Genomic DNA, 20,951 nt, shown 5'->3' on the forward strand with positions numbered 1-20,951 from the left:
GCTTTGATTCTCTAACAATATGGACACACGAAATAATAGCTGGGATGACTATTGTGTAAGTTACTTAGCAGCACGGGGAACTGATTTAGCTGATAAAACTCTGAAAAATTTATGGTCTGAGACTGGGCAGCGTTTTTTAAGTGCATCTGAAGAAGATATCAATTGGTTTATCCAAGCACTTAGAGATGAACAACGTAAATTATTTGTTGTCTTCATGGTCAACAAAGTTACTAAATCTGCTCCCAAGCGCCTTAAAGAAAGGCTGTTTTCCCCTCTCATCCGCGCTGCTGTCTATGAAATAAATCCCAGCTTTAATCGTTCATTCGTAGAACCATGTGTTATTGCTTTCGGTCATCGTCTTGTCAATGAAGCTTTGCTAGAATTCGTTGAGCATGGGTCAAATTTCGAGAAAGCAGGGGCGGTAAACGCACTGTATTGGGCACAGGTTCCCTTGCGCTTTGATAGAGAAGTTCCTAGCTTTAGTAAAGAGTACGCAACACCAGAATCACAGGCAGTTTATGATGCCTTAGCTGATATTCAGCTATGCAAGCGCTGCCTGTTTCTTAGAGAGTTCGTTAAAAATTCTAGCATCGAAGTACGCCGCAGTATTATTCCTAGTCTTGTACTAGATCCATTGCTTTATCCCGATGAACTTAGACATCTTATACCAGAAGCAATTGCGATCGCTAAAACTCATCCGGATAGTTATATTCGTCATCGGATAGAGGTGCAGTTAGGAACACAAAGTCTACTCCAGGCATTACCCCCGCGAAATCCCAACTATCAAACCTGAAAATTTACCTTGAATCACTTTCAAGGAGGTTGATTTTATTGTTTATTAGTGAGTTGTTCATAAGAATACAAAATGATCCCTAAAACACCTGTTAATAAAAGGTATATTGAATTACTCAAATCATTTCCTCCTCGTCCCGTAACTTCCGAGGAAGAATTGCTGGCTACGCAAGAAGTCATTGATTCCTTAATTGATAAAGTTGAATTAACACCAGATGAACAAGATTATCTCAATGTTTTAGGTACTCTGGTTTACGAGTATGAACAAAAACATCATTCTATACCTGATATTCATGGTGTAGAATTACTTCAAGCAATGATTGCCGAATTTGGTTTGCGACAGAAAGACTTAATTCCTATCTTTAAAACTGAGTCTATTGTATCTGAAGTCTTGAGTGGACAGCGCAAGCTAACAGTTAATCACATTAGCAAACTTGCAGAGTTTTTTCACATTTCGCCAGCTACTTTTTTTGAATCATAAGAGGAAAAAATTTACAAATTCTCATCGCATTCCAACTTTACAGCAAGGCAACTGATGTAGCAAGATGCATTTAAGTTCCTTTCGTCCCACATCTCGAAGTGGGTAGGAGGCAATGCATGATTAGCAGTATTTCTTTAACGACGATCGCAGCAATTTAAATCAAGCCACTTACCGCATCTTTGAACCAGAATCCCACTCATCAACTCCAAACACTTCTGCGTTCCCAATATTCGGCGACTCTTTTTTCCCATTGCTGCCAGTAATCTTTAATTGCTGCTGGTTCAAACCAAAATACCTCAGCTGGCATCTCTGGAATTGCGACTACCAACAAAGCATGATTTAGCTGAATACCATAATCTCGATAATAGTTGTTAATTGCTCCAATGTATGCTGTAAGTTGCAGTGGATGTTCGTATAAATGCTCGATTGAACCTTTAGGTTTGTCTGCTGTTTTCCACTCGCAAATACAAGGGATGCCTCGATAACTGGCAATACAATCAACTTTGCCAGAATAGCTCAAATCGTAATGAAAAACGGAGCCTTCTACGAGTTTCACTGTGTCGATTTCTGCTAAAACTGGCTGAATACTTTCCCAATAAGGGCGACTGGCTTCTGGACAAACAGGATTTTGTCCCAGGAGGTAGCGCTCAATTTGTTTGTGTGTTTGGGTTCCCCGACGACTGGCGTTTGTAGATATGCGGGTGGCTTCTTCTGTTCCAACACGCGCTTTCCAATTTAATAATCTGTCTCTATCTGCTTGGGGTTTGGTGACATTAAGTATTGTGGTGACGCTAGGGAAGCGGTTTCCCTTGGCATCTACATAATATTGTTTACCATTTTCTCTCAGGGATTTACTGTTAATTTGAGGTAGCAGTTGGGTATTAAATTGCATTTGTAATTCGTAATTAATTGCGTTGTTACCTCCCTTAGTCCCCCCTTGTAAAGGGGGGAAACAAGAAAAATCTGGTTCCCTCCCCTTGTAAAAGGGAGGGTTAGGGTGGGGTAAATGTTGCAGGGAAGTGAATAAAACCCTATTCCATTGTAATAAATAGGGCTGAAGATAAGGGTTTGTAACATTGGTAAATGTCACTTTTACTTCAAATTATCCCCTTCTGTTTCCTGTAGTTCCAGCAATTCCCAAATTAGAAAGGCAAATTCTATGAAAATACCCGAACCTGGAATTAACCAGTCTGCAATTAAGGGAATTACAAATAGTAAAACTGTCACCAGCTTTTTAATATTGATAGATTTCGTTGCCTTTTGCATTTGTTTCACCTTGAATACTGAAGCAACGGTAAATTTGGGGTAGTCAGTGAAAGCAAATACAGTTGTTTGTTGGCTGTAATGGGTGAATACCCGGAGATTTGAGTTTGGGGATGCTAGATTAAGTTTGGGGATTCCCGAAACTTTGTCCAAATTTGAGCAAAAGTAACCGATGGCGCGTGTTAGCTATGGTGATGATGTTAAAGCGCGGGTAAGGCAGCTATTAGAAAGGTTGTTGGCTTATGCCAATGGTGAAGTAGAAAACAGTGAGCGTTTTAAAATAGACTTTAATTGGCAAACACCAAAGCAATTACTTGTGAGGACACAGCTAAGAGTTTTGGCGGAACTTGGTGGTTTAGAGAAAGAACAAGTTCGAGAAGCATTAAAAGCACTTGCTAAGTTTTTGGGTATTCTGGAAGATTTGCGCGAACACCAGCGAGGTTCAGAGAACTGGCATTTTAAGCTGACGCTTTGGTGTGACAAAGGCGATAAAGATGGGAACTTAAAGAAATTCGATGAAGAATGGCAACGTCTTAGGGAAGAAAAGCCAGGTGTGCAGCGTGCGGAAGCGAGAAAAGCTAAACCCAAGCCTACGTTTTATGAAAATATTCCCTTAAGTGGGGTGGTGGAGTTTGTTGGACGTGAAGTGGAATTGCAAAATCTCCACCAACTTTTGCAGGAAAACAAACAGGTGGCTATAGCTGCTGTTGCTGGCATGGGTGGAGTTGGTAAAACTGAACTTGCCCTACAATATGCCAGGAATCACCGCGAAACTTACAAGGGTGGAATTTGCTGGTTGTTGGCAAAATCTGGTGATGCAGGCATTCAAGTTGTGCGGTTTGCCAGAACTGTGCTTGATTTAAAGCTACCAGAAGGTTTGGATGTCCTGGCTCAAGTGCAATACTGCTGGCGGCATTGGTGTGAGGGTGATGTGCTGCTAGTGTTAGATGATGTTGGGGAATATCAGCAGGTTAAACCTTATTTACCCTCGTCATCTTCCCGGTTTAAAGTGTTGATTACCACGCGCCAATACTTAGGAGCATCTATTCAGCAATTATCCTTGGATGTATTGCAACCAGAAGCGGCGCTGGAGTTATTAAAGTCATTTTTTAAAGAAACACCACAGCGAATTGAGCAAGAATTAGCTGTGGCAAATCAGTTGTGTGAGTGGTTGGGATATTTGCCTTTGGGTTTGGAATTAGTGGGGCGATATCTCAAGCGGAAACCAGACCTTTCTTTAACAGAAATGTTGCGACGGTTGGAGAAAAAGCGACTTGAACAGCCTGCACTTATTAAACCAGAAGGCGACATGACAGCACAACGGGGTGTGTTAGCAGCCTTTGAGTTGAGTTGGCAAGAATTAAACGACGATGATAAGCAGTTGGGCTGTTTATTGAGTTTATTTGCCGCCGCGCCTATAGCTTGGGATTTGGTAGAACAGTGTTTACCAGAGTCAGACGAGGAAGAGTTAGAGGATATTCGGGATAAGAAGTTATTGAATTTGCATCTGCTCCAGCGCAAAGATGAGGGAATTTACCAATTACATCCACTGTTGCGGGAGTTTTTCCAATATAAGCTTACAGGTTTAGAACAGGCAGAGGAATTAAAGCGATCGCTTTGCCGGGTAATGGTAGCAGTTGCTAAAGATATTCCTGAAACACCCACCCTTGAGCAAATTAATGATGTCACCCCAGCAATACCTCATTTAGCTGAAGTAGCAAATCATCTTATTCAATACCTCAGCAATGATGATTTACACTGGTCTTTTGTCGGTAATGCTTCGTTTTACAATGGTCAGGGATTGTATGAAAAAGCAGTACCTTGGTTAGAGCAGTGTCTAGAAATCACTAAACAACGCTTGAGTGAAGAACATCCAGATGTCGCTGCTAGCCTCAACAACCTCGCGGAACTCTACCGTTCCCAAGGCAGATACAGTGAAGCTGAACCTCTGCACATCCAAGCTTTGGCACTATGGCGCAAGCTGCTGGGAGAAGAACACCCAAATGTCGCCACTAGCCTCAACAACCTAGCGTTACTCTACCAATTCCAAGGCAAATATAGTGAAGCTGAACCCTTGCACATCCAAGCTTTGACATTATGGCGCAAGCTGCTAGGAGAAGAACACCCAGATGTCGCCACTAGCCTCAACACCCTAGCGTTACTCTATGCATCCCAAGGCAAATACAGCAAAGCCGAACCTCTGTACATCCAAGCTTTGACACTCAGATGCAAGCTGCTGGGAGAGGAACACCCATCTGTCGCTACTACTCTCAATAACCTAGGTAACCTCTACTATTTCCAAGGTAGATACAGTGAAGCCGAACCCCTGTACATCAAAACTTTAGCACTCACGCGTCAACTGCTCGGTGAAGAACATTCAAATGTCGCTACTAGCCTCAACAACCTAGCGTCACTCTACCAATCCCAAGGTAGATACAGTGAAGCCGAACCCCTTTTTATCCAAACTTTGGCACTATGGCGCAAACGGCTGGGAGAGGAACACCCAGATGTTGCCACTAGCCTCAACAACCTAGCGTTACTTTACCAATCCCAAGGTAAATATAGCGAAGCTGAACCCCTTTTTATCCAAGCTTTGGTACTCAAGCGCAAGTTGCTGGGAGAAGAACACCCAGATGTTGCCACTAGTCTCAACAACCTAGCGTATCTCTACAACTTCCAAGGCAAATACAGCAAAGCTGAACCCCTGTACATCCAAGCTTTAGATATTTTGGAGCGACAGTTAAAGGTGAATCATCCCAATACTCTTGCTTGTCGTAAAAATTTAGCAAATTTACGCGATCGCCTCAACTCACAATAGCAAAATTCATCTTCCCAACCTCATCAATCAAGCTTTTATCTCGAAGTTTCGCGTTCCAAACAAGAATCTTCCTGTTTTTAGTGAGAACGTTTCTGTTTCAAATGAAAATGTTTTTGTTCTAAACGAGAACGTTCTTGTTTCAAGTGAAAATGTTCTTGTTCCAAATGAGAACGTTTCTGTTTTAAGTGAGAACGTTCTTGTTCCAAACGAGAATATTCTTGTTTTGAGGTGAAATGATGGTGTTATGAGGGTGTAGGCGTAGCCTGTCAAAGACATCGCTCTTATTTAGATTGTAAACCGAGAAGCGATCGCCTTTGATAGTTGAGAGATAATTGCGATCGCGATCGCTTTTTGAGCCACAATGGATAGAACGATAGGGAGTCCATAGAACAAACAATAGCTAAAAAGAAACCAAATCAGGAGAAGGCTTGATGCAATCAGCATTACGCATTGAAACTAAAGTGTTACCAGGCAACAAAATTGAAATCACCTTGCCTGACGATACACTCTCAACCTCTGTAGGACAAACTATTGAGGTAATTGTCCTGATACCACAAAAAACGACACTAGAAGGACAATCGATTATCCACCTGCTTGAAGAAATCCACAAACAGCGTCCTGTTGGCAGAAGTGTAGAAGAAATCAATCAAGACCTCCAAGCAGAACGAGATGCATGGGACAACTAATTCTGCCAAATGCTGCTCGTGTATACATCGATACGGTAACAGTTATTTACGCCGTCGAACAGACCCCAACTTATGGGGTGTTGCTGAATCCCTTATGGAATAGTCTTCAGGCAAGAACTCTTGAAGTCTTTAGCAGCGAACTAACTCTGATGGAAACCTTAGTTGTGCCACTGAGAAACTCGGATACATTTCTGGTTGATGCCTATGAGCGATTACTGCGATCGCCTCAAATGCAGTTGATTCCAATAAGTCAGATCATTTTGCGTGAAGCAGCAAGGCTACGTGCAAGCACGCCTTGTTTGAGAACACCTGATGCCATTCATATTGCGACTGCTACAACATCTGGCTGTACTCAGTTTCTCACCAACGATCGGCAACTGAGGACAGCCACAAACTTGCCGATTGTGATTCTAGATGAGGTGCTGAGATCGTGAGCGATCGCTTTTATGTGTTCGTTGATAATGGAGAGCGATGTCTGCGACGGGCTACACCTACGCCGATTGCAAAATAAGCATTATTCAAGTAAATTAAATCCCTGTTCGCTTCTTAACTTTCTGTCAAAAGTTACTGTTGAACTACAACTATTATGTTGAGCGATGCCTGCGGCGGGCTGCGCCAACGCGCCGATTAAATAGTCGGATAAATCTGCCTTTCCCTGATGAAATCGCTGTCATACTTGATAAACTAAAGAGCGATTTTCTAACTCAAACACTGAACATTGCAACATTAACTCTATAGTGTTGCTAATTTCTTCCTTACTAAATTCATAGGGCTTTCCCCGTAAAACCCAAACCAACTCACAAAGAACTATATTTGCTACAAAACATTGCTCTCCTGATTCGATAATTTCAGCAGCTTGTTTCCACTGCTTTTCATCATCTTTTGTGAGGTAGCGCACTAAAATATTCGTATCAACTCCAATCACTTGCGCCTTCTTGGATTGCTGCTTCCATTTCTTCTAAAGTTGCACTTTTCATCGCCGGACGATGTAAAATGCCGGACAGAGTTTGAACAGGAACATTGAGTGGAATTAGTTTAACTGTCCCATTTTCATCAATGACAAAATCAACCTTACTACCTATATCAAGATTAAGATAATCCCGAATTTCTTTAGGAATAATTACTTCTCCTTTGGTGGTGATGGTGACGCTAGCCATTACGTTTCCTGACATAAATTATTTACCTAAATATAACGTTTCTTAGCAAATCAACACAGCAAGCGGTATAAATAGAGTCTTTTCTCCGCGTACCTCTGCGCTTCCCTCCGCGTCCCTCTGCGTTAAAAAACAATCTCCTCCCTCATCCTCTCTTCCAGCACATCCAATAACCCATCCACATCCTTCCCAACTTCCTCAAAACAAATCGGTGGCGCTGGTTCCGGTGCAAACTGAATTAACTTAATTTCCCCCTTCCCAATCCCAATCATCACAACTTCCACTTCCGGCTTGTGATTCTCAACAATTCCCAAAATTTCCTGAAGCCGATTCTCAACCTTAATATTTAAATTCTCTATCTGCTCTTTTGGACAATAAACAAAATGCGGCGTTGGTTGCAAATCAATACCAACAGTACCCTGACTGTCACCATTTGCTAACCATAATCCCCAAAACAGCGCCGCTAACTCTTGCTGATTTGCTTTGACAAACTTATCCAACTGGCGACGCCACTTAGTATCACCTGATTCTGGTTGACTATTACCAAAAAACATAAATAATTCGTAATGAAGACACAGACAATAGGCGAAATTTATCTCAAACCTGACTGTACACGCCAGAGGCCGGAATAAATACCGTCTTTCTCTAGCAATTGTTCATGGGTTCCTGATTCTACTAATTTCCCATGTTCCATGACATAAATGCAATCGGCATTGCGGATAGTGGAAAGACGATGAGCGATCGCAATTGTAGTTCTATCTACTGTAATCCGTTCTAGCGATCGCTGGATTGCTGCTTCTGTTTCATTATCTACTGCCGAGGTTGCTTCATCTAAAATCAGAATTGGGGGATTCTTTAAGACTGCACGGGCGATCGCAATCCGTTGTCTTTGTCCACCAGATAACTTTTGTCCTCTTTCCCCCACGATTGTCTCATAACCTTCGGGCAATTCAATAATAAATTCGTGCGCCTCGGCTATCTTCGCCGCCGTGATGATTTCTTGCTCTGTAGTTTCAAAGCTACCATAAGCAATATTCTCTGCTACAGTGCCATGAAATAGAAAGACATCTTGACTCACCAAACCAATACAACGGCGTAAATCTTGCAAATTCAAATTTTGCAAATCAATGCCATCAACAGTAATGTTTCCAGCTTGCACTTCATATAACCGCAATAAGAGTTTGACTAAAGTGCTTTTACCAGAACCAGTAGAACCAACAATTGCAATAGTTTTCCCCGCCGGAATATCCAAAGACAGATTTTTAATTACTGGAAATCTATCTTTATAAGCAAAATAAACATTGTTAAATTGCACTTCCCCGCGTACTTCATTTACAGGTAACGCCACATCACCTGTATGAATGGCGATAGGAGTATCTAATAAATTCATGACTCGATTAGTAGAAGCCATTGCCCTTTGATATTGGTCAAAAGTTTCGCCTAATCTAGTTAAAGGCCACAGCAAGCGTTGGATTAAAAACACTAATACGCTGTAAGTACCTACAGACATGGCTCCCGAAACTGCTGCCATTCCGCCATATAAAAGTAATGCTGTAAAACCCACCAAAATCAGCATCCGAATTAACGGCACAAAAGCAGCAGAAAGAGTAATTGCTTTAGAATTACTGTGACGATAAGCGTCACTATCTAATTCCAAACGATAGGCTTCATAAGCTTCAGATGTGAAGCTTTTAATAGTAGTAATTCCGCTGATATTGTTTGACAACCGCGAATTGAGAAAACCTACCTTTTCGCGGACATCAGCATAGCGAGGCGCAAGTAGTCGTTGATAGGCAAAAGAACCCCAGAGGATAAATGGCATCGGAGACAAAGCCATCCACGCTACACTAGGAGCCAGAATAAAGAAAGCAGCGCCAATAATTAGAACCGTTGCAGAAACTTGGATGATATCATTTGCTCCCCCATCCAAAAACCGCTCTAATTGGTTAATATCATCACTGAGGACAGACATTAAACCGCCAGTGCTGCGTTCTTCAAAATAAGCCAATTCCAACTCTTGCAAATGTTTGTATGCATCTAAACGCAAGTCATGCTGAATATTCTGAGCCAAATTTCGCCAAAGTCGAGCGTAGGCGTACTCAAAAACCGATTCTAGTATCCAAATGATGACAGTCAGCAAGGAAATAATCAAAAATTGCCCAAAGACATCCCGTACCCCTAACTGGGCAATTATGGAATCCTGTTGCTTGACTACCACATCCACCGCGATACCAATTAAACCGGGTGGTGCTAAGTCGAAAAACTTATTGAGGATAGAATAAGTAGTCGCCAGCCAAATTTGTTTACGATACTGGTGTCCATACTCAAGCAAACGTTGGAGAGGATGCGCTGAATGTTTACGCCTTCTTGATGCCCGATGAGATTTTAATACAGTAGCCACGGTTTTTTGCGATTTCGTGTGACTGATATTACCACGGAACAAAGTCTTGAGTCCTAAGTCCTGAGTCTGAAGATTGATTCAGACAGACTAGTGAGAAACTAGTAACTGAGTTTATTAAAGAGCTAGCTGGGGGGCAGGGGAGCAGAGCAGAAACTTGCAGTAAATCTTCCCCTGAAGCATCTTTCCTCTCTGCCCCTCTGCTCCTTTGCCCTAGAGCGATGCGATCAGTGTTAATAGGCCAGTATAGGTAATCGGAATGATAAGTTGTTCGCAAATCTGGTTTTAAGATTGATTTAGCATCTCCTTTTGGTAGAAAAGCCTCTGCTGAGGGAAAACTTAAAACAAGACCCCGTGCTGAAAAATCTAATTGTCATGGGACAGCTTTGGTCATTTTTGAAAATTAAAGTAATAAATATTACTCTCTTTTCTGAAATCTTTACAATATCTTGACAATATCTCAGAAAATACATCGATGCAATTCAGACAGTATATAAAGAAAATATTACTATCATAATCGCTATCTTTTTTGATGGATTGTCATTTTATAAAGATAAAAAATCAGGCTAATTTATTGAATAAATTGCTGGTCAATAGTTTTTGGTTTTTTATCATTCAATGTTTCATGTTTAATCCTGAGTTTTAATAACAATTAAAACTCAAAATTCCAACTATCAATATAATACAGTGGACATGAAAAATACAAACATTATTTTCATTGATTCTTCGGTAATTAATTACGAATTATTACTTAAAAATTTAGTATCACAAGTAGAGGTAGCTATCCTCGATCGCTACCAAGATGGGGTAGAACAAATTACCGAAGTACTATCACAGCGCCGTGGAGTTGAAAGTGTACACATCATCTCTCATGGCTCCCCTGGTTGCCTCTACTTAGGTAACACCCAACTTAGCCTCAGCACATTGCAACGCTACGCTCAAGAACTACAAACCTGGTCTTCCCATCTCTGCGTTTCTCCATCTCTATTACTCTATGGCTGTAACGTTGCTGCTGGAGACGCTGGAGAAGAATTCATTGAGAAGTTGCACAAGTTGACAAAAGCTGGCATTGCTGCTTCTGCCAATCTCACAGGGAATGCTGCTTTAGGCGGAGACTGGAATTTGGAAATCAGTCGAGGCGAGGTGACAACTGTTCAGATATTTAAACCAGAAATATTAGAGACTTACAACTTCGTTTTAGCTTCCTTTAATGACAACTTTGCTAACCGTATTGTACTTTCTGGTAACTCAGGCAGTAGTACAGGCAATAATGTAGGAGCCACAAGCGAATCAGGCGAGTTAATTCAATCAGGAGCCACCAACTCAGTCTGGTGGAGTTGGACTGCTGCCGCTTCTGGAAACGTTGTTTTTGATACTATAAATAGCGGCTTTGATACTTACCTTAGTGTTTACACAGGCAATGCTGTTAATAGTTTGAGCCTGGTTGCTGACAACGACGACAGTAATGGAACTAGTGCTAGTAAGGTGAGCTTTACAGTTACTGCTGGAACAACTTATCACATTTCTGTAGATGGCTATCAAAGTAGTACGGGTAATATTACTTTGAATTACTCTTTTACCCCTGGTGCTACCACATCTAAATAATGCTCCTACACTAACTGACACTGTTGTTACCCTCAATTCAATTAATGAAGATTCGAGCGCACCTTCTGGAGCAGTGGGCACCTTAGTTTCCTCATTAGTAAGCCTTGGTGCAAACGTCAGCGACTCCAACACTGGGGCAGTAACTGGTATAGCTATTACTGCCGCCAACACCATCAGCGGTTCGTGGTGGTACAGCACTAACAATGGGCAAAACTGGTATAGCTTGGGTACAGTATCAAATAGTAGCGCCCGGTTGTTGGCGGCAGATGCTAACACCCGTGTTTATTTCCGTCCCTCCTCTAACTTCAACGGCATCATCAGCAACGCCATCACCTTTCGTGCTTGGGATGAAACTAGTGGAACAAATGGAAACTTGGCAAACACAAGTACTAATGGCGGCTCCACTGCTTTTAGTAGTACTACTGACACAGCTGCAATTACGATTAATGCTGTCAATGATGCACCTGTAGTCACACCCATTTCTTTCACCATTCCCGATAATGCTAGCAACGGCACAATTATTCGTACATTGACGGCTACGGATGTTGATAGCAACACTACTTTCTCTAACTGGACAATTGCCGGGGGGAACATAGATACAGATGGTGACGGCAATCAAGCTTTCAGTATAAATCCCAATACCGGACAGTTGGCTATCAATGATATTGATGACCTTAATCCCCAAACTAACCCTACTGTAAATCTGCAAGTCAACGTCAGTGATGGTATTGCAACCAGTACAAACGAAAACATTACTATCAAACTCGTACAGAACCCTGGTGACCTCGACCTTAACTTTGGTAATGGTGGTACGGTCACTACTAAATTTGGTTATGGCGGGCCTGCCTATAGTGTTGCAATTCAGCCGGATGGCAAAATCTTGGCAGTGGGTTATGTTTACATGGAAAACAATAACGTCAGTGCCCCTGACTTTGCTTTAGCACGCTATAATCCTGATGGCAGCTTAGATACCAGCTTTGGCAATAGTGGTACAGTTACTACTCATATAGTAGGTACTTCCAGCGATTTTGGTTATCGTGTTACTCTTCAGTCCGACGGCAAGATTATTGTTGGCGGCTATAGTTGGGGGGACAGTACCCAACCTAGCCAACCAGATTTTGCTCTCACACGCTACAACGCTGACGGTAGCTTAGATAGCAGCTTTGGCAATGGCGGTAAAGTTATTACCAACTTTGGTGAAGACTTCGGTCATAACGTCTTACTTCAGCCGGACGGCAAGATTATTTTAGCGGGGTATATCGGCAATGGTAATCCAGATTATGTTCTATTACGCTACAACACCAATGGCAGCCTAGACACAAGCTTTGGTAATGGTGGCAAGGTAAATGGCACAAACGGCTATGCTGTTGCGATTCAGCCTGATGGTAAGATTGTAGTTGGAGGAAGAGCTTCCAATGGCAATAACAATGATTTTGCCATAACACGCTATAACACCAATGGTAGTCTCGATACGAGCTTTGGCAATAGTGGTAGAGTTCTGGCCGCGATAGGTATTTCTTTTGAGAATATCGAAAGTCTTGCAATTCAGTCAGACGGCAAAATTGTTGTTACTGGATATGTGTGGAATGTATGGAATAATTCTAATCAAGAAGACTTTGCTATTGCCCGTTTTAATACGGACGGCACTTTAGACTCTAACTTTGGCAATGGTGGTAAAGTTATTGCTCCTCTTAGCGTTAGCACTGGTGACCGTGGTACTAGTTTGTCGATTCAGCCAAATGGCAAAATTGTTGTCGGTGGCTATGTAGAAAGCGATACTCAAAGCCTTAATCGCACTACTGTTCTATTAGCTTACAACCCTGATGGAACTTTAGATACAAGCTTTGGCACAGCTGGTCAGGTTACAACTTCGCTTAAGAGTAAATATGATGAGACTCATGTCCTTGCAACTCAATCAGATGGGAAGATTGTTGTTGTAGGTAATGTCAATGGCTACTTTGCAGTGGCACGTTTCCTCGGTGTTTCTAATGAAGTACCAACTGCGCCTGCGAATACAGCACCTGTGTTATCTGATACTATTGTTACCCTAAGCGCAGTCAATGAAAATGCAGGCGCACCTTCGGGGGCAGTTGGAACTTTAATATCTTCCATAGTCAGTATAAATAGTAATATTACTGACCCCAATAGTGGCGGTTTAATAGGTATAGCTATTACTGGCGCTAACACTATTAACGGTACTTGGTGGTACAGCACTAACAGTGGTACAGTCTGGAATCCTTTAGGGCCGGTTTCTGAAAGTAGCGCTCGTTTGCTAGTAGCAGATGCTTATAGCCGCATTTACTTCCAGCCCAATGCTAATTTTAATGGTGATATTGCTAACGCTATTACCTTCCGAGCTTGGGATAGAACTAGTGGTCTCAATGGTAATCTTGCCGACACCACAAGCAACGGTGGTACAACTGCCTTTAGTAACGCCACGGACACCGCCTTGCTCACAGTCAAATCCATTGCTCCTGTTTATTATCAACTCGCACTGAGCGACTTTAGTCAAGACTGGTCAAACACAAGTTTAATTACCACTGATGATGATTGGCTGAACATACCCAGCATCAGAGGATTTCGAGGCGATAATTTAGTCAGCAGTGTTGGCGTTGACCCACAAACAGTGCTTGCTGATGGTTCTGCAACTCCGATTGATGTTAATGCAAATCAGACCAATCCTAGTACCTACGCAAATGCTGGTGTGGCGGAGTTTGTCTATGAAAGCAACCCAACTATTGCCCTGCGAGGTTCATCAACAGCTACAGCACCGCACTTGGTATTTTATTTAAACGCTACAGGGCGTCAGAATGTCCAGTTAAATTTCACGCTCAAAGACATTGACACCTCAACACGCAATGCAATTCAACCTCTTGCCGTCCAGTATCGCATTGGTAATACAGGGGATTTCATCAATCTGCCAGCAGGTTTCGTCTCTGATGCTTCCAATAACGGCACAACACCCTATTCCTACGATGCACGAGAAGCACGCTTAAGCGTTTTGTTACCACCGGAAGTTAACAATCAAGCACAAGTGCAAATTCGCTTGATTACAACTGATGCCAATGGGGAAGATGAGTGGATTGGTATTGATAATATCAAGGTTACGAGTACAGCGATTAGCGCTAATCAAGCACCGGTGGCAACAAACGATAGCTATTTGGTATCAGAAAATACCTTATTTAGTACTGCCGCTGCTACTACAGCGCTGATTTTAGATAGCGATCGCGGTAACTATATCGGTCAAAGCGATTATTATAGCTATACTCCGCTCACAGGTAATTTTGGAGCCTCACGCGCCTACTCAACAAACACCAGTAGCAATAACGCGATACGAATTACCTACAGCGAACCTGGAAGTGGCGGCAAGTGGTGGGATCTTTCATTTGCAGCTCCATTTAACGCCCCACTCACAACAGGTACAACATACACAGGTGCAGCGCGTTTCCCATTCCAAGCGACTAATCAGCCTGGTTTAGACGTAAGTGGTGATGGACGCGGATATAACAGTTTGACTGGTGAATTTACTATCAATCAAATTATTTATGGTGTTGATAGCCAAATTGTCAGCTTTGATGCCACATTCCGAGAAAATGGCGATGGCGATCCTATAAACGAAAGCTATCGGGGACGAATACAATACAATGCAACAACTGGGAATCGACTTCCTGGTGTCCTGACAAATGACACTGATAGCGAGAAAACACCTCTAAAAGCAACTTTGGTGTCCGGGACGCAAAATGGGAGCTTAATTTTCAATCCTGATGGTTCTTTTAACTACACGCCTAACACTGGCTTCAAAGGCATTGATACCTTTACTTATCGAGCAGGCGATCGCATTGCTGATTCTAATATTGCCACGGTCACTTTGAAAGTTGGTGTGAGTGATGCTCCAATAATCAGCAGTTGGCCGGGATATGCTGCTAATTATACAGAAAACGCTGCTGCCATTTTGATTACAGAATCTTATGTCAAAGTTACAGACCCAGATTCTGTTAACTTCGACAATGGCAAATTGACTGTTCGCATCAAAAACGGTGTTAGCATTGATGACCGTCTTGCGATCCGTAACGAAGGCACTAACATTACTCAAATTAACCTCAACGGCAACATCATCAAGTACGGTACTCTGCAAATCGGTACTTTCTCTGGAGGTATTGGCACTGAAGATTTGGTAATTGGCTTGAATGCCAATGCAACACCCTTTGCCATCGAAGCTTTAGTGCGGAATATTACTTACGTTAATGTATCTGAAAGCCCCTCAACCACTCCTCGGACTATTGAAGTTGTCCTCACAGATGGTGATGGTGGTATTAGTAGTGCGGTGACTAGAACAATTAATGTTACTGCTGTTAATGATACCCCAACTATTTCTGATTTACCTAGTGTTACTGTCAATGAAGATGCTTCAGTCACAATTCCTGGCATTGCGATTAATGATGTTGACGCCGGAAATTCGCTTCTTAGCGTTATTCTCACAGCAACCAAAGGTACAGTTACAATAAAAAGTGATGTAGTCGGTGGTTTAACCTCAACCAGTATAAACAACAACAGTAGCAGTAATGTCACTCTCACTGGTACTGTTAGTCAAATTAATGCCACCCTCGCTGATATTGCTGGACTGACTTACAAAGGTAACGCCAATATCAATGGTACTGATAGCCTTAGTATTGTTGTGAACGATGGAAATACAGGGGGAAGCACTTCTAAAAAGCTGCTACTTACTATTAACTCAGTGAATGATGCTCCTGCGATCGCCGCAGGCCAAAGTTTTAGCATTAATGAAAGTATTGCCAATGGTACGGTGGTTGGCACCATAGCTGCAACAGATGTGGATGGCAGCACATTTTCTAACTGGACAATTATTAATGGTAACTTGGATAGCGATCGCGATGGTCAGGTTGGCTTTAATATCAACTCCAGCACTGGAGAAATTACTGTCAACGATAGCGACGACCTCGACTTTGAAACTAACCCCACCTTTGAGTTGCAAGTTACTGTTAGCGACGGCATTAGCACTAGCAGCGTAGAAACTGTCACAGTTAGACTTCAAGATGTCAGCGAAAATACTTTATTTGGTACGCGTTCAGCTGATACCCTGACGGGAAGCGTAGCTGATGATATCATCTTCGGCTACGAAGGTGGCGATCGCCTTTATGGAGAAACAGGCAAAGACAACATTTATGGTGGTGCTGGCAATGACTCTCTCTATGGTGGTACGGGTAATGATATCCTTGACGGTGGCGATGCCAATGACTATCTCTATGGTGGTGACGGCAACGATACCTTGTTCGGTGGTTCTGGCAATGACACCTTGGATGGAGGTTTAGGAGATGATAGCTTGATTGGTGGAATCGGTAATGACATTTACACTGTAGACAGCATCAGCGACTCTATTCTTGAATCCGTCAATGCAGGCACAGATTTAGTCAAGTCTTCGGTAAGTTGGTTGTTAACAGATAACCTAGAAAACTTGACCCTGACTGGAAGTAGAGCAATTAATGGTATTGGTAACAACCTTAATAACATCATCATAGGAAATACTGCTGCTAACACCTTGAATGGATCTGATGGCAACGATAGTCTAATTGGTGGTGACGGCAATGACACCTTATTCGGCGGTTCTGGCAATGACACCCTGGATGGAGGTGTGGGAATAGATAATCTCAATGGTGGAGTCAGTAATGACATTTACACTGTAGACAACCTAAGCGATACGATTACTGAAGGCCTAGATGCAGGTACAGATTTAGTTAAGTCTTCCGTCAGTTGGGTTTTAGCAGATAACATAGAAAACTTGACCCTAACTGGAAGTGGGGTAATCAATGGTACTGGTAACAGTCTCAATAATATCCTGACTGGAAATACTGGCGCTAACATCTTGAATGGAGTTGATGGCAACGACAGCCTTATTGGTAGTTCAGGCAATGACACCTTGTTCGGCGGTGCAGGCGATGACACTTTGGATGGAGGTGCAGGGACTGACAATCTTAATGGTGGAGTTGGCAATGACATTTACATTGTAGACAACCTGAACGATAGTATTACTGAAGGCTTAGATGCAGCCACTGATTTAGTCAAGTCTTCGGTTAGTTGGGTGTTGGGAAATAACCTGGAAAACTTGACCTTGATTGGAACCGGAGCAATCAATGGTATTGGCAACAGCCAGAATAACATCCTGACTGGAAACACTGGTGTTAACACGTTGAATGGAGTTGATGGTAATGATAGCCTAATTGGTGGTACTGGCAATGACACCTTGTTCGGTGGTGTAGGCGATGATCTACTGAGTGGTGGAACTGGTAAAGATGTATTGACTGGTGGAATTGGTCGAGATAGCTTCTACCTGACTGATACACGCATTGGAGGCTATGATATTATTGCTGATTTTACTGTTGGAGATGATACTATCTTTGTTTCCAAGGCAGAATTTGGACTTAGCCAATCTCAAAATACTTCTCTTGAGGCTAGCTTATTTCGACTTGGTGCTAATGCTGTAACAGCAAGCGATCGCTTCATCTACAATCAAACTACAGGCAACCTATTCTTTGATAAAGATGGACTTGGTGGTACAGCACAAGTTCAAATAGCCCAATTCTCGAATCAGGCAATTATTACTCATGCAAATATTACTGTGATTGCCTAATGAAAACTATATTGTCTACTCTCAGAATGAGGGAGAGGAACAAATCTGTTTTCATAAAAGCGCTATGTGATTGCCGCTTGTGAATACTTAGTGAAAAAATTTACATTAGACCTCTTGCAAAAATATATTTTTGCACTCTTAGGGGAAAGGGTAAATGCCAAACTTAAGCCAAACCTGCCACTTGCCTAGATATCCGTTCCAGTAAGGCTCACCATCAGCAACGCCGATAGCGTTGCTGACTGTGGAGACTAGCTCGCTGTAGAACTGACCGGCACTTTCAATCCCCTGGCATAATTTTAACTTCAAGCCTTTCCACCCCTGAACAGCCTCATCTAAATCCAAAGTAGGTAGAGGAGATTCTTGAAATAGGATGCTGCTGTATGCAGTGATGGGATTTGCCCCAGCAATTAGCATGAGGATAGCACCGACGATGAGAGCGGAGGCGATATAAGCTCCCATAAGTTCTGTAGCTGCTCCGGTAAGTTCTGTAGCTGCTCCAGTAAGTTCTGTAGCTGCTCCCGTAAGTTCTGTAGCTGCTCCCGTAAGTTCTGTAGCTGCTCCCATAAGTTGGGGAGTGCGTAGGGAAAAATCTTGTAAGCGATCGCTTTATTCTGTAAGAAAAACCGATATAGGCGATCGCAGTCTGTAGAAAGTCATTATTAAACGAGGTTAGAATTTTCAAAATCACTCAAGATTTCTTCTGGTAAAGGATCGTTGAAATCTGGTGCAATAAACACTTTACCTTTATCTAAGCCTGGAATGCGAGGAGAACTGGTATTCGTAAGAGCAACTAAACGTGCAACTGGAATCCCCTGTTCAGCAATCACGACTTCTTCACCGAGCAATACCTGACTCAGAAGTTCGCTAAATTTGGCAGTTGCTTGGGCAACGTTGACAGTAATAGTCATCTGCCTTGGTAATTAATTCCTAATATTCTTTACGATAACACTGGATGAGTGGGCGATGCCTACGGCGGTAAACTACGCAGTTTATGGAAAAGCGATCGCTTTATTCTGTAAAAAAGACCGATATAGGCGATGCCTACGGCAGTAAACTACGCAGTTTGTGAGAGATAGTGCGATCGCTTATTGTAGAAGGGCGATTGCCATTATCATACAAAGTGAGAACTTTCAAAATCACTCAAAATTTCTATGGTAGTGTGGACTCGGTTCAGCAAAATAAGAATACTTCATGCGCCGAGACTCGATATTTTACAAACTATTTCAACAATCTCCCACGTTATTATTTGAATTATTGACCAATCCGCCAACAAATGCTAATGCCTATCGATTTGACTCAGTAGCAGTTAAAGAACCGAAATTTGAAATTGACGGCGTATTCCTCCCACCAGAAAATGCAGGTGCAGGAGTAGTGTATTTTTGTGAAGTCCAATTCCAAAAAGATGAACAGCTTTACGAAAGAGTATTTGCTGAGTCCTCACTATATTTTTACCGCAACTGTGAGAGATTTAGCGATTGGCAAGTAGTCATAATTTACCCATCTCGCAGTCTGGAACAAAGCCAGATTTATCCCCATCGCTCATTGCTCAATGGCGGACAAGTGCATCAAATATATTTAGATGAATTAGGGGATATTCGTACCTTACCTTTATGGGTAGCGCTGATGGTATTAACGACAATTAACGAAGAACAAGCACCAGAACAAGCCAGATATTTATTAACTAGAACTCGGCAAGAAGTATCATCACCCACAAGTCGCGCCATAATAGAGATGATTACGACGATTATGGTGTACAAGTTTGAGCAATTAAGTAGAAGGGAGGTAGAGTCGATGCTGGGAATCACACTCAAGGAAACGCGAGTTTATCGGGAAATTAAGGAAGAAGGGCGCGAGGAAGCAACAGTTAATCTAGTTATGCGACTGCTAAAAAAGCGATTTGGCGAACTGACTCCAGAAATGCGTTCTGCCATCACTGGTTTACCTTTACCTGTTCTGGAAGACTTGAGTGAAGCATTGTTAGATTTTACCAGTGTGGCTGATTTACAGTCGTGGTTAGCAGAACAATAAGTCCACTCTTCTGTAGGTGCTGCTAAGATAGAAGCGATCGCATTGCTTAACTTTTAGATAGTCGCTTACATCTATAGTTTAACGATGAGCAACTGCAATGCCGAAAAGTAATATCATGAACACCGCCAAACTCAGCACTGATGGCATTCACCAAGTTGTTATTTTGCCGGAAGATTGTCAACTCACTGGCACAGAAGTGTATATCAAAAAAATTGGTAACGCTATTGTTCTCATAGCCAAAGATAATCCCTGGCGATCGCTCATCGACAGTCTAGACAATTTCTGTGATGATTTTATGACTAATTGCGATCGCTCAATCATCGACACCAGAGAGAATTGGGTTGAGTAGTTGTAAAAGGCGATCGCACTTCGTTTAAAACTATAGATCCTGCATCCCCTTATACCAATTGACCAAAATCAGGCTACAGATGCAAGTTAAATCTAACTCTCTTAAATTACGAATTACGAATTAGGTTGCCGAGCGAAGTCGAGGTACGAATTACAAATTATTTCCACCATCGCGCCACATCCTGAATCGCCCTAACAAGTTCTACTGTTGCTGCTTCGCCACCTAATGCAAAGATAACTGGAAACAATGCTTTGATATCTTGCAGCAAATCACGGCGAGTGCGAAGGGATAGTTCATGAAGTGTATCTTGCCAAAGGGGGAAAAGTTTTGTAGATGGCATTTGTGACAAACTGCCAGCTAAGGCACTCAAGACTTTGGCACAATAAACCTCATCGTGAATCGCCCTGGCAGCAGCAAGGGCTTCTGGCAATAACTCCAGTGGCAGTTTTTCAGCTAAGGCACTCAAGACTTTAGCACGATTTGACTCATGCTGAATCGCCCTGGCAGCAGCAAGGGCTTCTGGCAATAACTCTAGTGGCAGTTTTTCAGCTAAGGCACTCAAGGCATAGGCACGATAAACCTCATCGTGAATCGCCCTGGCAACAGCAAGGGCTTCTGGCAATATATCTGGCAGTTTTTCAGCTAAGGCACTCAAGGCATAGGCACGAGAATACTTATCCTGAATCGCCCTGGCAGCAGCAAGGGCTTCTGGCAATATATCTGGCAGTTTT

Annotated in this window: 17 protein-coding genes and 2 pseudogenes; 9 read left to right on the forward strand and 10 right to left on the reverse strand. The window is 42.4% G+C overall.

The window, feature by feature from the left end; translation table 11 throughout:
* Window positions 1-19 precede the first annotated feature (19 nt).
* Entirely contained in the window at window positions 20-793 is a 774-nt protein-coding gene (locus RMY64_RS27095) for a hypothetical protein (RefSeq protein WP_322690837.1), read from the forward strand.
* A gap of 72 nt (window positions 794-865) precedes the next feature.
* On the forward strand, window positions 866-1,273 hold the full coding sequence (locus RMY64_RS27100; protein WP_322671553.1) for a transcriptional regulator: 408 nt from the start codon (window positions 866-868) through the stop codon (window positions 1,271-1,273).
* 199 nt (window positions 1,274-1,472) lie between these two features.
* On the opposite strand, the gene RMY64_RS27105 is transcribed toward RMY64_RS27100, so the two are convergent.
* Complete coding sequence (locus RMY64_RS27105) at window positions 1,473-2,165, reverse strand: PD-(D/E)XK nuclease family protein (RefSeq protein ID WP_322701625.1); 693 nt, start codon at window positions 2,163-2,165, stop codon at window positions 1,473-1,475.
* Window positions 2,166-2,365: 200 nt separating this feature from the next.
* Window positions 2,366-2,539, reverse strand: coding sequence for a hypothetical protein (locus tag RMY64_RS27110; RefSeq protein ID WP_322701626.1), 174 nt, complete (start codon window positions 2,537-2,539; stop codon window positions 2,366-2,368).
* A 169-nt stretch (window positions 2,540-2,708) separates the two neighbouring features.
* Between RMY64_RS27110 and fxsT the strand changes: the two genes are divergently transcribed.
* Window positions 2,709-5,354: an FxSxx-COOH system tetratricopeptide repeat protein gene (gene fxsT / locus RMY64_RS27115; RefSeq protein WP_322701627.1), complete on the forward strand. Its 2,646-nt coding sequence runs from the start codon at window positions 2,709-2,711 to the stop codon at window positions 5,352-5,354.
* A 181-nt stretch (window positions 5,355-5,535) separates the two neighbouring features.
* Here the strand turns inward: fxsT and RMY64_RS27120 are convergent, their stop codons facing one another.
* Window positions 5,536-5,751, reverse strand: a complete 216-nt coding sequence (locus tag RMY64_RS27120; protein ID WP_322701628.1) for a hypothetical protein — start codon at window positions 5,749-5,751, stop codon at window positions 5,536-5,538.
* A gap of 34 nt (window positions 5,752-5,785) precedes the next feature.
* On the opposite strand from RMY64_RS27120, the gene RMY64_RS27125 reads away from it, so the two are divergent.
* Complete coding sequence (locus RMY64_RS27125; protein WP_322695856.1) at window positions 5,786-6,040, forward strand: hypothetical protein; 255 nt, start codon at window positions 5,786-5,788, stop codon at window positions 6,038-6,040.
* Window positions 6,028-6,474 (forward strand): type II toxin-antitoxin system VapC family toxin, encoded by a 447-nt coding sequence (locus RMY64_RS27130; RefSeq protein WP_322701629.1) that lies wholly within the window; start codon window positions 6,028-6,030, stop codon window positions 6,472-6,474. Before RMY64_RS27125 ends, RMY64_RS27130 begins: the two co-directional genes overlap by 13 nt.
* A gap of 80 nt (window positions 6,475-6,554) precedes the next feature.
* Here RMY64_RS27130 and RMY64_RS27135 read toward each other — a convergent pair.
* The 4 genes and pseudogenes from RMY64_RS27135 to RMY64_RS27150 all read right to left on the reverse strand — a co-directional run bounded on the left by RMY64_RS27135 (window position 6,555) and on the right by RMY64_RS27150 (window position 9,595).
* Window positions 6,555-6,965 (reverse strand): annotated as a pseudogene (locus RMY64_RS27135) (PIN domain-containing protein).
* Entirely contained in the window at window positions 6,952-7,197 is a 246-nt protein-coding gene (locus RMY64_RS27140; RefSeq protein WP_069069158.1) for an AbrB/MazE/SpoVT family DNA-binding domain-containing protein, read from the reverse strand. Before RMY64_RS27140 ends, RMY64_RS27135 begins: the two are co-directional and overlap by 14 nt.
* A 122-nt stretch (window positions 7,198-7,319) precedes the next feature.
* Window positions 7,320-7,748, reverse strand: a complete 429-nt coding sequence (locus tag RMY64_RS27145) for a hypothetical protein (protein WP_322701630.1) — start codon at window positions 7,746-7,748, stop codon at window positions 7,320-7,322.
* A gap of 38 nt (window positions 7,749-7,786) precedes the next feature.
* Window positions 7,787-9,595, reverse strand: a complete 1,809-nt coding sequence (locus RMY64_RS27150; protein WP_322701631.1) for an ABC transporter ATP-binding protein — start codon at window positions 9,593-9,595, stop codon at window positions 7,787-7,789.
* Window positions 9,596-10,285: 690 nt separating this feature from the next.
* Here RMY64_RS27150 and RMY64_RS27155 point away from each other — a divergent pair.
* Both RMY64_RS27155 and RMY64_RS27160 read left to right on the forward strand, forming a co-directional pair.
* Window positions 10,286-11,197 (forward strand): DUF4347 domain-containing protein, encoded by a 912-nt coding sequence (locus RMY64_RS27155; RefSeq protein WP_322701632.1) that lies wholly within the window; start codon window positions 10,286-10,288, stop codon window positions 11,195-11,197.
* Window positions 11,178-17,843, forward strand: coding sequence for a tandem-95 repeat protein (locus RMY64_RS27160; protein ID WP_322701633.1), 6,666 nt, complete (start codon window positions 11,178-11,180; stop codon window positions 17,841-17,843). Before RMY64_RS27155 ends, RMY64_RS27160 begins: the two co-directional genes overlap by 20 nt.
* Window positions 17,844-17,981: 138 nt before the next feature.
* Here the strand turns inward: RMY64_RS27160 and RMY64_RS27165 are convergent, their stop codons facing one another.
* The gene (locus RMY64_RS27165; protein ID WP_322701637.1) at window positions 17,982-18,407 is read right to left on the reverse strand and encodes a hypothetical protein; all 426 of its coding nucleotides are present in this window, start codon (window positions 18,405-18,407) and stop codon (window positions 17,982-17,984) included.
* Between the two features lie 95 nt (window positions 18,408-18,502).
* Entirely contained in the window at window positions 18,503-18,751 is a 249-nt protein-coding gene (locus RMY64_RS27170; protein ID WP_322701634.1) for a type II toxin-antitoxin system Phd/YefM family antitoxin, read from the reverse strand.
* Between the two features lie 283 nt (window positions 18,752-19,034).
* Between RMY64_RS27170 and RMY64_RS27175 the strand changes: the two genes are divergently transcribed.
* Both RMY64_RS27175 and RMY64_RS27180 read left to right on the forward strand, forming a co-directional pair.
* Entirely contained in the window at window positions 19,035-19,871 is an 837-nt protein-coding gene (locus tag RMY64_RS27175; RefSeq protein WP_322701635.1) for an Rpn family recombination-promoting nuclease/putative transposase, read from the forward strand.
* Between the two features lie 115 nt (window positions 19,872-19,986).
* Window positions 19,987-20,220 carry an AbrB/MazE/SpoVT family DNA-binding domain-containing protein gene (locus RMY64_RS27180; RefSeq protein ID WP_322701636.1) on the forward strand — a complete coding sequence of 78 codons (234 nt, stop codon included), beginning with the start codon at window positions 19,987-19,989 and terminating at the stop codon, window positions 20,218-20,220.
* A 157-nt stretch (window positions 20,221-20,377) separates the two neighbouring features.
* Here the strand turns inward: RMY64_RS27180 and RMY64_RS27185 are convergent.
* Window positions 20,378-20,951, reverse strand: a pseudogene (locus RMY64_RS27185) (hypothetical protein); the annotation flags it as partial.

The organism is Nostoc sp. DedQUE08 (assembly GCF_034530895.1).
Classification (GTDB): Bacteria; Cyanobacteriota; Cyanobacteriia; order Cyanobacteriales; family Nostocaceae; genus Nostoc.